Source organism: Enterobacter sp. BWH52, from assembly GCF_001037565.1.
Classification (GTDB): domain Bacteria; phylum Pseudomonadota; class Gammaproteobacteria; order Enterobacterales; family Enterobacteriaceae; genus Enterobacter; species Enterobacter hormaechei_C.
On record NZ_KQ089854.1, the window covers coordinates 3,925,549 to 3,940,869 of the forward strand.

A 15,321-nucleotide genomic window follows, 5' to 3' on the forward strand; every position below is an offset into this window, starting at 1 on the left:
TTAGAGGAGGTGTCAATGTGATAGGCCTACATTACGCGCATTCAGGTGAAGATGAACGCAGATAACCGTGAAGATCATCATCAGGAAATTTGAATGCCAGATATCGCTTAAGGAGAATGCATGTCAGTACCGTTGATTTTGACCATACTTGCGGGCGCCGCAACCTTTATCGGTGCGTTCCTCGGGGTACTCGGGCAAAAACCCTCTAATCGCCTGCTGGCCTTCTCGCTGGGTTTCGCCGCCGGGATCATGCTGCTTATCTCGCTGATGGAGATGCTGCCCGCCGCGCTTCACACCGAAGGGATGTCGCCTGTTCTGGGCTATGGCATGTTTATCATTGGCCTGCTGGGTTATTTTGCACTCGACCGTATTCTTCCTCACGCGCACCCGCAGGATTTAATGCAAAAAAGCGTTACCCCCATTCCGGGAAATATCAAACGCACGGCCATTCTGCTGACGCTGGGTATCAGCCTGCATAACTTTCCGGAAGGTATCGCCACCTATGTCACGGCCAGCAGCAACCTGGAAATAGGTTTTGGTGTGGCGCTGGCCGTGGCTTTGCACAATATTCCTGAAGGACTTGCCGTTGCCGGGCCCGTTTATGCCGCCACGGGTTCAAAACGTACAGCTGTCTTTTGGGCAGGTATCTCCGGCATGGCTGAAATTCTCGGCGGCGTGCTGGCGTGGCTGATCCTCGGTAGCCTCGTATCCCCGGTTGTAATGGCTGCAATTATGGCTGCCGTGGCCGGGATTATGGTCGCGCTCTCTGTCGATGAGCTGATGCCGCTGGCAAAAGAGATCGATCCCAACAATAACCCAAGCTACGGCGTGCTGTGTGGAATGTCAGTGATGGGGATGAGCCTGGTTCTGCTGCAAACGGCAGGTATTGGCTAAGAATTAATGCCTCCGTTTTTATACGGAGGCTTTATATTATTCAAAAAAACAATCCTATATATTTTACATATAATAACCCACAAAATATAAATCTATTAAAACCCCGAAAAAAGAAGCCTCTTCAGATAGCCTAAAAATATTAATTAAAACCATCTAAAAATATATTTAAGTCACGTTAATCGCGTCTCCCCGCCCCAATCCGTATACTTTGCGAGTATTCTGAAATTAATATTCACATTACGAATCAATCTGAAAAAGGATATTTTCATGTATATGGGTAAAAAATTGCTGTTAGCGGCAGCTATGGCTGCCATTGTATCGGGTTCTGCGTTTGCTGATGATCAAGGCTCAGGCAAAATCAAATTCAAAGGCGTGGTTATTGACGCACCATGCAGCATCGCTCCAGACAGCGTTGATAAAGAAGTCGACCTGGGTGAAGTGACTACGGCCGTTATCAACGCCAACAAAAAATCCACGCCGGTTCCGGTCGATATCAATCTGGAAAACTGCCAGCTTGACGATCCGGCAGACGAAACCGACACGCCAATTACTAAAGTGGAAGTGACCTTTACCAGCGCAGCGACAGATGCGACGGATACCAGCCTGATGAGCAACACCTTTGCAAACGGTGCGCAGAACGTGGGCGTCCGTCTGCTGGATAACGCGGAAGGCAACATCACGCTTGGTCAGCCAAACGTGCTTGATCTGCTGGCGGGTTCAACCACCCAGACGCTGCATTTCAAAGCGGTTATGGAAGTCCCAACAGGTAAAACTGCGACGGCAGGCCAGGTTGAAGCCACGGCTAACTACGTCCTGATGTACAAATAATTCCGTTACGTCACGGTATCAGCCGACTGGCAATCCATGCCGGTCGGCACTCTTTATTTATTCGAGTAACAGGATGATGACATACAAAGTACAATGGATAATCATCATTGCGTCCCTGTTAATGACGATAGTTGCCTCTGCCACTGAATTTAATATAAACGCCATCGATAAAGATCAGCGCGGCAGCGTCGATTTATCACGTTTTAAAGATCAAATATCGGTTACGCCGGGAAGCTATTTCGTTACGGTTTCAGTTAATGATATTCCGCTGGCAAATGGCTGGCAGCTTCGCTGGCGAGAAATAAATAACGCAGTTCAGGTCTGTATTCCCCCCGCGCTGGCCGATACATTCGCATTGCAGGATGACGTTCGTCACGCTTTGCCGGAAAAAGAGGGATGCGTTGATTTCGCCACCAGACCAGACATCAAATTTATTTTTGAGCAAGGCAGCCAGACCCTGAAAGTAACGATCCCCCAGGCGTGGCTGCAATACCGTGCGGTTGACTGGATGCCGCCATCCACCTGGGACAACGGCGTGCCAGGCGTACTGCTGGATTACAATCTTTTTGCCAGCCATTATCAGCCCAATAGCAGCGGCAGCAATGACAACGCCAATACCTATGGTACCGCCGGTGCGAACATGGCCGCGTGGCGTCTGCGAAGCGATTACCAGTACACGCGAAGCGATACTGAAGCAGGCTCAGAGCAGGATGGCCGTTTTTCACGCGTGTATATGTTCCGCCCTCTGCCCTCGATCGGTGCGAAACTGACGCTGGGTGAAACGGATTTCCAGTCCTCCATTTTTGACGCCTTCACCTACACCGGCGCATCGCTAATCAGCGATGAACGTATGCTGCCATGGTCGCTGCGCGGCTATGCCCCACAGATTACCGGAATAGCACAAACCAACGCCACCGTGGCCGTAAGCCTTGCCGATCGCGTGATTTACCAGAGTAAAGTGCCACCAGGACCCTTTGTTATTCAGGATCTTAACCAGTCGGTTCAGGGCACGCTGGACGTCAAAGTCACGGAAGAAGACGGACGCGTCAACACCTTCCAGGTCTCGGCTGAATCCGTGCCGTTTTTAACGCGCAAGGGCCAGGTGCGCTATAAGCTCGCGGCGGGTAAAGCGCGCCAGGGCGCCTCCCATGATGTTGAAGATAATGCCTTCATGAGCGGCGAATTTTCCTGGGGCATGCTGTCGCACACCTCTCTGTATGGCGGCACGCTGGCCGATGGCGACCGTTATCGTTCCGTCGCTGCCGGGATCGGCCAGAATATGGCCTGGCTGGGGGCGCTCTCTTTTGACGTCACGCAGGCTACCAGCCAGCTGCCACACCAGCGCAGCCAGACGGGTTACAGCTATCGCATTAACTACAGCAAGCGTTTCGATACCACCGGCAGTCAGCTTACGCTCGCCAGCTACCGCTACTCAGACCCACAGTTTTTGAGCTACGCCCGCTACCTGGATTATGACAACGGTGACCGCCAGTCGGAAAAACAAACCCTGAGCGTGACGGCAAGCCAGTACATTTCAGCGTTATCCCTTAACCTGTACGTCAATATGCTGCGTCAGACATGGTGGAATGATTCACCCTCCACGACCGGCAGCATCACGGCGGGCTACAACTTTGATATAGGTCGCTGGAAGAACCTTGGCGTAACCCTGTCCTGGAGTAAAACGCATTACGAGGAGGAAGACGAAAATGACGATACTCAGTTTTATCTCTCGCTCAGCGTACCGCTCGATCCCGATCATCGACTTAACTATGACCTGCGTAACAGCGACACGCTGAGCCATAACGTGTCGTGGTATGACACGTCGGATCGCAATAATACCTGGGGCGTTTCCGCAGGTACGGAGAGCGGGAAGCCAGATTCCGGCGCGCAGGTCAGCGGGAATTATCAGCATTATTCTGCGTACGGCGATCTCAATCTCTCCGGCAGCTATAAAGCTAACGAATATAACTCCCTCAGCGCGAGCTGGAGCGGTTCCTTCACCTCAACGGCGAAAGGCGCCGCGCTGCACCGGCGCAGTTACGGTAATGAACCCCGCGTAATGGTCAGCACCGACGGGGTAGGCCATATCCCGCTGAACATGTCGCGCGATGAAACTAACCGTTTTGGCATCGGCGTTTTACCGTCATTCTCCAGCTATTCCCCCTCTAGCGTGCAGGTCAATATGAACAACCTTCCGGATGGCGTAGACGTGGACAACCGCGTCGTGACCTCAACCTGGACTGAGGGGGCCATTGGTTATCGTCAGATTGCCACGCGCGCAGGTCAGGACGTAACAGGCGTTTTGCGGATGTCGTCAGGAACACCACCACTCGGGGCGATTGTTCGCCTGGATGAAAGCAATTTACAGGTTGGGATGGTGGCCGATGAAGGCCGCGTCTGGCTCGGCGCCGTTGAGCCAGAACAGCAGTTTCGCGTGACATGGGGCGACAACCAACAGTGTCGCTTCTCGTTACCTTCTCACTTAGAAAACAGTATGCAGTTGATACTGCCGTGCCAGTAAGAAATCATCATGAAATTAACGCCGATTAAAAGCCTGTGCCTGATGCTGATCAGCACAACATTTACCGCCCACGCGGCCATTAACCTGGACCGCACGCGCATTGTTTTTCCAGAAAGCGACAAGGCCAGCAGCCTGAAAGTGGACAATCAGAGCAAGGCGCTGCCTTATCTGGCGCTCTCCTGGATTGAAGATGAAAAGGGGCAAAAAGAAGATGTGCACTTTATGGCGCTTCCCCCATTCAACGTATCGAAGCGGACGCCTCGTCGCAGGTAAGAATTGTTAAACAAGCCGCTACCCGCCAGTTGCCAAAAGACAGGGAATCGCTGTTTTATTTCAACCTGCGTGAAGTACCGCCTAAAAGCACCAGCGCCAGCGAGGAGCGCAGCGTGATGCAGGTTGCCATGCAGAGCCGAATTAAGCTCTTCTGGCGTCCGGAAGCGATTCGCAAAAAATCTGGCGAACTGACTGAAATGCGTATGGAAATTACCGCCAACGCGAAAGGGCTCACGGTCCACAACCCTACGCCGTACTACATCACGCTGGCGTGGCTGAGCAAAAATGCCAAAACCATGCTGCCGGGTTTTGACAGTCTGATGATTGCGCCTTTCGCCACGGCAACCGCCTCTACCGGCGATTACCACGGTAGTTATTACAGCATCGGCTACATCGACGATTACGGCGCACTGAAAAAAGTCGACGTACAGTGCACCGGAACGGTGCTATGTAAGCTTAACGAACGGAAAATCGATAAAGATGCGAAAGCTCACTAGTTTCCTGCTTACATTGCTGCTTACAACGCTGCCTTTGAAAGAAGCGCTGGCGCTCAACTGCTATCTGGGTGGATCTGGCGGCCCCGTCGAGGAGACAAAAACGATCTCCCCTTTTGCCATACCCAGCAACGCTCAGGTTGGCCAAAAAATATGGGAGTCTGATGACATTAAAATTCCGGTGACGTGTGACAATAACGTCACAAGCGGTTTCAAGCCGGAAGATGTTTTTGCCTGGGTAAACCCTTATCCTGCCGCAACCGATCCCTATTATGAACTGGGCGTCACCTATGAAGGCATAGATTACGATGCCACAGGCCAGCCCAACGGCGTGGATACCCGCCAGTGCCTGGACAACGATAACATCACCATTTACACCCCGGATCAAATCCGCCAGATGGGTTGGGAGAATCGCATCTGCTCTGGCAATCCGGATGATATCCACATTACGCGCACGTTCGTCGCCCGTTTACGACTTTTCGTGAGAATTAAGGCTATGCCGCCACATGGCTATGTCAGCTCGCTCAGCGATTACATCGTTGTGCAGTTTGACGGTAAGGGCGGCGTTAATCAGATGGCCGATGCGAAGAACCTTAAGTATCACATCAACGGACTGCAAAACATTACGGTGCTTGATTGCGGGGCGACGTTTACCATTTACCCTGAGAATCAGGAGATCGACTTTGGCACCTTCAGCGCGCGCGACATCGTGAATCAGCAGACGCGTTTGCGCACGTTTTCAATACGAACCACCAAAGTCCAGGATGCCCAGTGCTCGGATGGATTTAAGATGGACTCGTCGTTTTACACAACCGAAACGCTCAGCGCAGACGACACTGCGGTGCTGATAGGGAATGGGTTAAAACTGCGTATTCTTAACGGAACGGCCCCTTACACCTTCAACCAGTACAAAGAGTACGCCGATTTTACGGGCGATAAGATGAATGTTGAGCAAAACTACACAGCTGAACTTTCACGGGAAGAAGGAAAAGCGATTCAGTCCGGGCCGTTCGAAACCGTGGTACTGTTCAAAATTAACTACCACTAGAAACAAAAAAACCGGGTTTCCCCGGCTTTTTTACATCAGCATGTTCAGCTGGCTTTGCGCTCGTGCGCGCGGCGGTACTCTACCAGATCTTCAATCGTCACCACTGGCATATTGTGCAGACGCGCAAAGGTGATGCACTCCGGCGCACGCGCCATGGTGCCATCATCGTTGGTCAGTTCGCACAGCACGCCTGCGGGTTTGAAGCCAGCCAGCGTCACCAGATCGATGGTCGCTTCGGTATGACCACCACGGGTCAGCACGCCGCCCGGCTGCGCGCGCAGCGGGAAGACGTGACCAGGACGGTGCAGATCGGAAGGTTTCGCACCATCAGCAATCGCTGCACGCACGGTGGTCAGACGGTCAGCCGCCGACACACCGGTGGTTACGCCATGCGCCGCTTCAATGGTCACAGTGAAGCCAGTACCAAAGGCGCTGGTGTTGTTTTCAACCATCATCGGCAGATCAAGCTGCTGGCGACGGTCTTCGGTGATGCACAGGCATACGATGCCGCTACCGTGACGGATGGTCAGCGCCATCTGCTCAACGGTCATGTTCTCGGCGGCAAAAATCATGTCGCCTTCGTTTTCACGGTTTTCATCGTCAAGCACCATCACACCGCGGCCTTCGCGCAGGGCATCCAGTGCATGTTCAACACGTTGAGTTGAAGTGCCAAAAGAGGAAAGTAGCGTCTGATTCATGGTAAAAAAACCTCATTAACTTTATGGTTACCAGAATCAGGGCAGTCTTAGGAGCGCCGTACAAGCGGCAAAAAAATAACGTGAGCGGGCTTTGCCCGACTGGATCGTTACTCTCTCCCATCCGGACTCTAACCGTCGGCCCCGGAATTACACCGGATCTGCTGACCTTTGAGAATTCACCCAAAGCGCTCGCGGGCTTTCAGCGTTAAGCTGATTTACCGCCGGTGGGGAATTTCGCCCCGCCCTGAGAATAAGCGAGATAACTATAACGCTATTGATTACCCTGGGCAATGCATAAGCTTCAAACAATTTTGTTTAACCCGCGGCATGACACGCTACAATAGGCACTAACACCTTTTCATCAAGGGAAACGACAATGATTGACCCAAAGAAAATTGAGCAGATCGCGCGTCAGGTTCATGAGTCCATGCCGAAAGGTATTCGTGAGTTTGGTGATGACGTTGAGAAGAAAATCCGCCAGACGTTGCAGGCACAGTTGGTTCGCCTTGATTTAGTCAGCCGCGAAGAGTTTGACGTGCAGACGCAGGTGCTGCTGCGCACCCGCGAGAAGCTGGCGCTGCTGGAACAACGTTTGACCGAGCTGGAAAACCGCAATGCGCCGGAAGAAGTGAAGCCAGCGCCAGCTATTCCACCGGTGGATGACCAGGCATAAGTGCGGCCTGATGCCCTCACCCCAGCCCTCTCCCACAGGGAGAGGGTGAAAAACGAACGGGCCAACAGGCCCGTTTTTTACTGACTGTCTTTCTGGATCTTCTTAATGATGTTGGTGGTTGAACACCCGTCCTCAAAGTTGAGCACCATTACTTCACCACCATTCGCCCAGACCTCTTCGCTACCTGCGATTTGCTCTGGTTTGTAATCACCGCCCTTCACCAGCAGGTCAGGCAAAATTCCGGCAATCAGGCGCTGCGGGGTGTCTTCTTCAAATGAGACCACCCAGTCCACCGCTTCCAGCGCGCCGAGCACTATCATGCGCTGCTCCAGCGGGTTAACCGGACGCGTTTCACCCTTCAGACGTTTGGTTGAGGCATCGCTGTTGACCGCCACAATCAGGCGGTCGCCCAGCTTGCGCGCATTCGCCAGATACGACACGTGGCCCGCATGCAGGATGTCGAACACGCCGTTCGTCATCACCACTTTTTCACCGCGTTTGCGCGCGGCGGCAACGGCCACTTTCAGCTCGTCTTCGGTCATGACGCCAAAGCCGGTATCCGCACGCCCACGCACCGCGTTTTCCAGCTCAATTGGCGAAACGGTGGAGGTCCCGAGTTTACCGACGACCACGCCCGCCGCGGCGTTCGCGAAGTAGCATGCTTCTTCCAGGGAGTTACCCGCCGCCAGCGTCGCCGCCAGCACGCCAATCACCGTATCACCGGCACCGGTCACGTCGTACACTTCCTGCGCCTGGGTTGGCATATGCAGCGGCGCCTTGCCCGGTTGCAGCAGCGTCATGCCCTGCTCGGAACGGGTCACCAGCAGCGCAGACAGCTCGAAATCAGCGATGATTTTCATGCCGCGCTCAACCAGCTCTTCTTCAGTTTTGCACTTGCCCGCCACCGCTTCGAATTCAGAGAGGTTTGGCGTCAGCAGGGTTGCGCCGCGATAGCGCTCAAAATCGGTGCCTTTCGGGTCGATCAGCACCGGTACGCTGGCCTTACGCGCCAGCTGGATCATGGTCTGCACGCTCGCCAGCGCGCCTTTCGCGTAGTCGGACAGCACCAGCGCGCCAATATTGCCCAACGCCTGGTTAATGCGCTCGTGCAGCGGCTCGGGATCAACGCCTTCGAACCCTTCTTCAAAGTCGAGGCGGATTAGCTGCTGGTTACGCGACAGCACGCGAAGCTTGGTGATGGTTGGGTGGGTCGGAACAGAAACGAAGTCACACTTCACATTCACGTCCGCCAGCGACTTGCTCAGCGCACGCGCCGCATCGTCAATGCCGGTCAGGCCAACCAGACGCGAATGTGCGCCCAGAGAGGCTATGTTCATCGCCACGTTTGCCGCGCCACCGGGACGCTCTTCAATGGTGTCGACCTTTACCACCGGTACCGGTGCTTCCGGAGAGATGCGGCTGGTCGGCCCATACCAGTAGCGATCCAGCATCACATCACCGACTACCATAACTCCAGCACGTTCAAACTCTGGCAGTGTTACTTTCATTCCTGACTCCAGAAAGATTCACAATTTGCGCGCGATAATATCACACTTGTTTTGTTACGCACGGTTCCACTAGCCACTTCTGCCAGCTTGTAGTCACCTGCGCGCGTTCGTCGGCGAAACAGTCCAGCGCCACATGGCCCGGCTGTTCCTGTAATGCCAGATGGTGCAACTCATCACGCAGTGTGGTGTAGGCGCGGGTTAAGGCCTGCGCCTCCTGCTCATCCATAATGTCGTTCTGCGCCAGCAGTTCCAGTATGCGCACGTTATCCGACCAGCGGGTCAGCTTCGGTTTATCGTGCGCGTGCAGCAGCACCAGGTACTGAGTGATAAACTCAATATCGGTAATCCCGCCTTCATCGGCTTTGATATCAAAGCGATCGCGATGTTTGTTGCCAAGGTGCGCGCGCATCTTCTCCCGCATTTCCCGCACTTCGGTTTGCAGCGTACTGCCCTCGCGCGGGGTCGTCATGACCGCCTTGCGGATCGCATCGAACTGCGTTTTGAGCTGCGGATCGCCATACACCACGCGGGCGCGCACCAGCGCCTGATGCTCCCACGTCCAGGCTTCGTTCTTCTGATAGTCGGCGAAAGCCTCCGTCGAGGTGACCAGCATGCCTGCCGCGCCGGACGGGCGCAGACGCGCATCCACTTCATACAGAATGCCGGATGAGGTGCGGGTGCTGAACAGGTGCATAATGCGCTGGGCCAGACGCAGGTAGAACTGCCGTCCGTCAATCTCACGTTCGCCGTCGGTCATGACGTCTGCCGGACAGTCGTGGAGGAAAATCAGATCCAGATCGGAGCTGTAGCCCAGTTCCCAGCCGCCCAGCTTGCCGTACCCCACCACCGCAAAACCGCGGCCTTCACGGTCAGCAAGGTGCTTCGGCTGGCCGTAGCGGGCTACCATCTGCACCCACGCCTGATGGACAACCGCGTCGATGATCGCTTCCGCCAGCCAGGTTAAGTGATCGCTCACTTTCATTACCGGCAGGGTACCGGCGATATCTGCCGCCGCCACGCGCAGCATCTGTGCCTGCTTAAACTGACGCAGCGCCTCAAGCTGTTGCTCTTCGTCCTCTTCAGGTACGCGCAGCAGATACTGACGCAGCTCGTCGCGGTAGGCATCCGTCGCCGTCGGCTGATAGAGGGTATTCGGGTCGAGCAGTTCGTCCAGCAGCAGCGGATAACGCGCCAGCTTGTTCGCCACCATCGGCGAGGCGGCGCAGAGGGAAATCAGGTGCTTCAGCGCGCCGGGAAACTCGCTTAACAGCTCAAGGTAAGTGGTACGCGTGACGATCCCGCTCAGCAGCGGCATCATGCGCGACAGCGGCACCGGCGCATCGTCGCGGGAGCAGACATCGCTCAGCAGATGCGGCATCAGATGATCCAGCACCTGACGACCGCGTGGGCCGATAGCGCGTTTGTTCAGTTCGAGGCGGAAATCGGCAATCAGCGCCACCACGCGATGGCGGGCATCGTCGCTTAAGTGCGCCAGCACCGGCGTGGTGTCATCTTCCTGGAGCGCGTCCTGCCACAGTTCGCGCCAGTGCTCGGAGAGCGCATCGTCCTGCGATTCAGTTTCGTCGTCGCCGATCAGATCGTTAAAGATGCGGCGCACGCCCGCCATATGCGCTTCCAGCCGTTGCGTCAGCGCCGCCCAGTCATCCACCCGCATCCCCCAGGCCAGACGCGCCCGGTTCAGCTCATCGCCCGGCAACGTCTGGGTCTGTTCGTCGCTGATACTTTGCAGCAAATTTTCCAGACGACGCAGGAAGAGATAAGAGTCACGCAGCGTTTGCGCGTCGCCTTCCGGCAGCAGATGCAGCTGATCGATAGCGCTTAGCGTCGGCAGCAGCGAGCGGGATTGCAGAGAAGGTTCACGCCCGCCGCGTATCAGCTGGAAGACCTGGACGATAAATTCGATCTCACGAATACCGCCAGCACCGAGCTTGATGTTGTCTTTCAGGCCACGGCGACGCACCTCGCGGGCAATCATCCCTTTCATATTTCGCAGGGACTGGATAACGCTGAAGTCGATGTAGCGGCGGAACACGAACGGGCGCAGCATGGCGCGCAGCTCGTTGGCGTAGGCATCGTCGCTGTCGCCCATGATCCGCGCTTTGACCATCGCGTAACGCTCCCAGTCGCGACCCTGCTCCTGGTAGTAATCTTCCAGCGCGGCAAAGCTCAGCACCAGTGGCCCGCTGTCGCCAAACGGACGCAGGCGCATGTCCACGCGGTAAACAAAACCATCCTGCGTGGGCTGATCCAGCGCCTTAATCAGCCGCTGCCCCAGACGAGTAAAGAACTGGGCATTGTCCAGCTCGCGACGGCCGCCGCGCGTGGAGCCGTTCTCGGGCCAGGCAAAAATCAGATCGATGTCTGAGGAGAAGTTCAGCTCGCAGCCGCCCAGCTTGCCCATCCCCAGGATCAACAGTGGCTGAGGAACCCCTTCCTCGCTGCACGGCGTGCCCCACTCTTTACAGCAGGCGGCGTAGAGCCAGTCCCGCGCGGCGACAATCAGCGTCTGCGCCAGCTCGCTCAACTGCTGCAAGGTGCTCTCTTCACTCACCAGCTCCAGCGCCTGCGCCCAGGCAATGCGTACCATCACCCGGCGGCGGAACTGACGCAGAACGCGCATCAGCGTGGCTTCGTCTGCCACCTCTGCCAGCGCGGTTTGCAGCCAGCCAGCATAATGCCGCCACTCGTCAGCCTGCGGCGGCGCGCTTTCCAGCTCTGCCAGCCAGTCCGGGTTAGCGCTGACGCTCTCCTGTACAAAATCACTGAACGTGAGCACGCTTTTCGCCTGCTCGCTTAACGACGACGCGGGTAACGACTCAGGCAGCCGTTCACAAACGGTCTGCCAGTGCTGCTGTAACTGCGAAGAAAGCGGCATATCAGGGGTTCCTTGCCAGAATTAACGTTTTCCGCTGTGCAGCCAGTACGGATCCTGCGAAATGGCCTCGTTGCGGAAATGCTCGATCTCAATCTGCTGACGGGTCTCGATGGCATGCTTAAGCCCCTGCCAGTTCTCCAGCCAGGCCTGCGCCTTCACGCCCTCATACGCACCCGACAGCAGCAACATGCTGTCGATGTTACGCGCCAGGCGGGGAAGCTGATCGCCATACTGGTCACCCAGCGGATGCGCAAAGGTGGTTCTCAGTTCGGCCGCGTGACGGGAGAGGTGGATATCCGCAAAACGTTTGAAGTTTTCCGCAATTTTGGCCTGCCCTTTCGCATCGAGGAAGGTGCGCCAGCCGCGCGTCACCAGAAACTCGGTCAGCGCCAGTTTCGCGCTGGCGTTTTGCGGGCTGTAGATCGCCGTTTGTGCCGACACGTCGGAAAGCATCAGCGTTTCGGTTTGAGTGAGCAAATCACGTAAGTGAGTGCTGGCTTTACGCGGTACAATGCCGCCAAAGAGCGTCAGGGTATGACGTACCAGCCCCATAGCGGCCAGCACCTGTTTTTTGGCATTTTTCACGTTACGCGCCCACAGCTCCTCGTGGTACTGCCACTGAGAGAGTGCCAGCTCCAGCGCCGCTTCCATCCCCTGCTCAACGGAGGCTTTCGGCACAACGCGCAGAATCGGGGTTTCTCGCAGCACGCGCGGCGCATTCCCGGCGGCCAGGTGATAGCCGCGTGCCGCTTTACTCAGGCTGCCCTGACGCAGTCCAGGCTGGTTCACCAGCTTGCGCGCCAGCTTCAGCACATCGCTCGCGTCGCCATCAAGCAGTTCGAGTTCCAATTCGCAGATCGGCTCCTGCTCTTCACCAGCCTTAATTTCACCCCGATCAAACGCGATCTCAATGCGGCTCTTGCCTTCCGTCACCAGCCATTTCTCGCGCCAGAAATCGGTGCTGAACAGCGGTTGCGCCTCTGCCGACAGCGTTGCGGGCAGCGTTCCTTCCGGCCACACTTCCGCCGGAAAACGATCCAGCTCAAGTTCTGGCTTACTGATGTCGATATTGTATTCCGGACGCTGGTGTAAACCGCCCACCACGCGACCGGCGATTTTCATCGTCATCTCGTAGCGCCCGTTCGCACCCCGGATGCGCAGGCCCATATCATGGTTGCGCAGCCAGTTGTCCGGCGTTTCGTAATAGATGTTGAGCAGCTGTACGGGTTCATGGTGCTCGCCGGACAGCGTATTCAGATGCTGGCGGAGCGCGTCAGCGCTGTCTTTTTCGACGATAAACTTTAATTCGATCTCTTGTGCCATAGCCTTGTACTTTTGCGTGCGTCACAGACGCGTCGATGAAGGCGAACTTCCTCGCCATTTGTTTGTCAGTACATAGTATTTTGCGCCAAATTGCCACGCAATGAGCAATTTGACGGGCGTAAAAGTTTAAAGCGGTGGAAATCATGACACAGATGATTCCGATTGATGATGAATCCTTTGCGTAGCGACACTGATACCACTACTATCGTTCCACTTTTTATGAAAATAACGACTGATATGCTTAAATTACGCCTGATTGGACTTACTTTACTCGCTTTTAGCGCCGCAACCGCGGTCCACGCTGAAGAGAAACGTTACGTTTCTGATGAACTGAATACCTGGGTACGCAGCGGCCCTGGAGACAATTATCGCCTCGTGGGTACGGTAAATGCCGGCGAGGAAGTGACTCTGCTGCAAACCAATGCAGACACCAATTACGGTCAGGTTCGTGACAGCTCTGGCCGCACCTCATGGATCCCGCTGAAAGAGCTGAGCACGGTGCCAAGCCTGCGCACCCGCGTGCCGGATCTGGAAAATCAGGTGAAAACCCTGACTGACAAGCTGAACAACATCGACGGCACCTGGAACCAGCGCACCGCAGAGATGCAGCAGAAAGTGGCGCAAAGCGACAGCGTGATCGCCGGTCTGAAAGATGAAAATCAGAAGCTGAAAAATGAGCTGATCGTCGCGCAGAAGAAAGTGAACGCCGCGAATCTACAGCTGGATGACAAACAACGCACCATCATCATGCAGTGGTTTATGTATGGCGGCGGGGTGCTGGGCGTCGGTCTGGTGCTGGGTCTGGTGCTTCCTCACCTTATCCCAAGCCGTAAACGTAAAGACCGCTGGATGAACTAACTCGTCTTCTCTGCCACACTTACGTATCATCTTGCGAAAAGAGAAAACGGGAGTGTTGGCGTGAAGAGTTATCTGGTCGGTGGTGCGGTACGTGATGCGTTATTAGGTCTGCCGGTCAAAGATAAAGACTGGGTCGTGGTCGGTGCCACGCCCGAAGCGATGATTGACGCGGGCTACCAGCAGGTAGGCCGCGATTTTCCTGTGTTCCTCCATCCGAAAAGCCGGGAAGAGTACGCCCTGGCGCGAACCGAACGGAAATCCGGTTCCGGTTATACCGGCTTCACCTGCTATGCCGCGCCGGATGTGACGCTGGAGCAGGACTTACTGCGCCGCGATCTCACCATTAATGCCCTGGCGCAGGACGAAAACGGCCATATTATCGACGTCTACGGCGGCCAGAACGATCTGCGCGACCGTCTTTTACGCCATATTTCCCCCGCCTTTTCTGAAGATCCGTTACGCGTACTGCGCGTGGCGCGTTTTGCCGCCCGTTATGCCCATCTCAGCTTCCGCATCGCCGACGAGACGATGGCGCTGATGACGGCCATGACCGACGCGGGCGAGCTGGAACACCTGACGCCAGAACGCGTCTGGAAAGAGACCGAAAACGCCCTGACTACCCGTAATCCGCAGATCTTTTTCCAGGTTCTGCGCGACTGCGGGGCGCTGAAAGTGCTGTTCCCGGAAATAGATGCGCTGTTTGGCGTGCCCGCCCCGGCGAAATGGCACCCGGAAATTGATACCGGCATTCACACCCTGATGACGCTGAGCATGGCCGCTATGCTCAGTCCTGAAGTGGACGTGCGCTTTTCCACTCTCTGCCATGACCTCGGCAAAGGGTTAACGCCAAAGGAATTGTGGCCACGCCATCACGGGCACGGTCCGGCTGGCGTAAAGCTGGTTGAAGGGATTTGCCAGCGCCTGCGCGTGCCGAATGACATTCGCGATCTGGCAAAGCTGGTCGCCGAGTTCCACGACCTGATCCACACCTTCCCGATCCTGAAACCCGCCACCATCGTCAGGCTGTTCGATAACATCGACGCCTGGCGCAAGCCGCAGCGCGTGGAGCAAATTGCGCTGACCAGCGAAGCCGACGTGCGCGGCCGCACCGGGTTTGAAGCGTCCGATTATCCGCAGGGTCGTTTGCTGCGTGAGGCGTGGGACGTAGCGAAAGCGGTGCCAACGAAAGAGGTGGTGGAGGCAGGGTTTAAAGGCCCGGAGATCCGCGAAGAGCTGACGAAGCGGCGGATTGATGCGGTTGCGGCGTGGAAGGAAAAACGTTGCCCTCAGCCGAAAGACTGAGGGCG

At 55.9% G+C, this 15,321-nt stretch carries 11 protein-coding genes, 1 pseudogene and 1 riboswitch; of the genes and pseudogenes, 8 read left to right on the forward strand and 4 right to left on the reverse strand.

Features of this window, described 5'->3' with window-relative positions; all coding sequences use genetic code 11:
- Positions 1-120: 120 nt before the first annotated feature.
- From zupT to SK47_RS18525, 5 genes and pseudogenes are all read left to right on the forward strand, one after another.
- Positions 121-894 carry a zinc transporter ZupT gene (gene zupT / locus SK47_RS18505; RefSeq protein ID WP_023314868.1) on the forward strand — a complete coding sequence of 258 codons (774 nt, stop codon included), beginning with the start codon at positions 121-123 and terminating at the stop codon, positions 892-894.
- A gap of 267 nt (positions 895-1,161) precedes the next feature.
- The gene (locus SK47_RS18510) at positions 1,162-1,722 is read left to right on the forward strand and encodes a fimbrial protein (protein WP_003862529.1); all 561 of its coding nucleotides are present in this window, start codon (positions 1,162-1,164) and stop codon (positions 1,720-1,722) included.
- Positions 1,723-1,798: 76 nt separating this feature from the next.
- Positions 1,799-4,243 carry a fimbria/pilus outer membrane usher protein gene (locus SK47_RS18515; RefSeq protein WP_048244915.1) on the forward strand — a complete coding sequence of 815 codons (2,445 nt, stop codon included), beginning with the start codon at positions 1,799-1,801 and terminating at the stop codon, positions 4,241-4,243.
- Between the two features lie 9 nt (positions 4,244-4,252).
- A pseudogene (locus tag SK47_RS18520) lies at positions 4,253-5,013 on the forward strand (molecular chaperone).
- Positions 4,997-6,058 carry a fimbrial protein gene (locus SK47_RS18525; protein ID WP_003862536.1) on the forward strand — a complete coding sequence of 354 codons (1,062 nt, stop codon included), beginning with the start codon at positions 4,997-4,999 and terminating at the stop codon, positions 6,056-6,058. Before SK47_RS18520 ends, SK47_RS18525 begins: the two are co-directional and overlap by 17 nt.
- 44 nt (positions 6,059-6,102) lie before the next feature.
- Here the strand turns inward: SK47_RS18525 and ribB are convergent, their stop codons facing one another.
- On the reverse strand, positions 6,103-6,756 hold the full coding sequence (gene ribB, locus SK47_RS18530; protein WP_003862538.1) for a 3,4-dihydroxy-2-butanone-4-phosphate synthase: 654 nt from the start codon (positions 6,754-6,756) through the stop codon (positions 6,103-6,105).
- Between the two features lie 105 nt (positions 6,757-6,861).
- Positions 6,862-7,012: riboswitch (FMN riboswitch) on the reverse strand.
- 120 nt (positions 7,013-7,132) lie between these two features.
- Between ribB and ubiK the strand changes: the two genes are divergently transcribed.
- A complete protein-coding gene (gene ubiK / locus SK47_RS18535) occupies positions 7,133-7,429 on the forward strand; it encodes a ubiquinone biosynthesis accessory factor UbiK (RefSeq protein WP_003862539.1) in 297 nt (98 codons plus the stop codon).
- Between the two features lie 77 nt (positions 7,430-7,506).
- On the opposite strand, the gene hldE is transcribed toward ubiK, so the two are convergent.
- From hldE to SK47_RS18550, 3 genes are read right to left on the reverse strand one after another with little or no spacing between them, the layout of a single operon-like run.
- Positions 7,507-8,937 (reverse strand): bifunctional D-glycero-beta-D-manno-heptose-7-phosphate kinase/D-glycero-beta-D-manno-heptose 1-phosphate adenylyltransferase HldE, encoded by a 1,431-nt coding sequence (gene hldE / locus SK47_RS18540; RefSeq protein ID WP_003862540.1) that lies wholly within the window; start codon positions 8,935-8,937, stop codon positions 7,507-7,509.
- Positions 8,938-8,977: 40 nt separating this feature from the next.
- Positions 8,978-11,833 (reverse strand): bifunctional [glutamate--ammonia ligase]-adenylyl-L-tyrosine phosphorylase/[glutamate--ammonia-ligase] adenylyltransferase, encoded by a 2,856-nt coding sequence (gene glnE / locus SK47_RS18545; RefSeq protein ID WP_048244917.1) that lies wholly within the window; start codon positions 11,831-11,833, stop codon positions 8,978-8,980.
- Positions 11,834-11,854: 21 nt separating this feature from the next.
- A complete protein-coding gene (locus tag SK47_RS18550) occupies positions 11,855-13,156 on the reverse strand; it encodes a CYTH domain-containing protein (protein ID WP_045332899.1) in 1,302 nt (433 codons plus the stop codon).
- Positions 13,157-13,393: 237 nt separating this feature from the next.
- Here SK47_RS18550 and SK47_RS18555 point away from each other — a divergent pair, with 237 nt between their 5' ends.
- A complete protein-coding gene (locus tag SK47_RS18555) occupies positions 13,394-14,014 on the forward strand; it encodes a TIGR04211 family SH3 domain-containing protein (protein WP_001303390.1) in 621 nt (206 codons plus the stop codon).
- Between the two features lie 60 nt (positions 14,015-14,074).
- Positions 14,075-15,316, forward strand: coding sequence for a multifunctional CCA addition/repair protein (locus SK47_RS18560; protein WP_047654220.1), 1,242 nt, complete (start codon positions 14,075-14,077; stop codon positions 15,314-15,316).
- Positions 15,317-15,321 lie beyond the last annotated feature (5 nt).

Coding starts and splice junctions, on each gene's coding strand:
- ribB (WP_003862538.1), bottom strand. CDS start 6,756: ATGAATCAGACGCTACTTTCCTCTTTTGGCACTTCAACTCAACGTGTT.
- SK47_RS18515 (WP_048244915.1), top strand. CDS start 1,799: ATGACATACAAAGTACAATGGATAATCATCATTGCGTCCCTGTTAATG.
- SK47_RS18555 (WP_001303390.1), top strand. CDS start 13,394: ATGCTTAAATTACGCCTGATTGGACTTACTTTACTCGCTTTTAGCGCC.
- glnE (WP_048244917.1), bottom strand. CDS start 11,833: ATGCCGCTTTCTTCGCAGTTACAGCAGCACTGGCAGACCGTTTGTGAA.
- SK47_RS18525 (WP_003862536.1), top strand. CDS start 4,997: ATGCGAAAGCTCACTAGTTTCCTGCTTACATTGCTGCTTACAACGCTG.
- ubiK (WP_003862539.1), top strand. CDS start 7,133: ATGATTGACCCAAAGAAAATTGAGCAGATCGCGCGTCAGGTTCATGAG.
- SK47_RS18550 (WP_045332899.1), bottom strand. CDS start 13,156: ATGGCACAAGAGATCGAATTAAAGTTTATCGTCGAAAAAGACAGCGCT.
- hldE (WP_003862540.1), bottom strand. CDS start 8,937: ATGAAAGTAACACTGCCAGAGTTTGAACGTGCTGGAGTTATGGTAGTC.
- zupT (WP_023314868.1), top strand. CDS start 121: ATGTCAGTACCGTTGATTTTGACCATACTTGCGGGCGCCGCAACCTTT.
- SK47_RS18510 (WP_003862529.1), top strand. CDS start 1,162: ATGTATATGGGTAAAAAATTGCTGTTAGCGGCAGCTATGGCTGCCATT.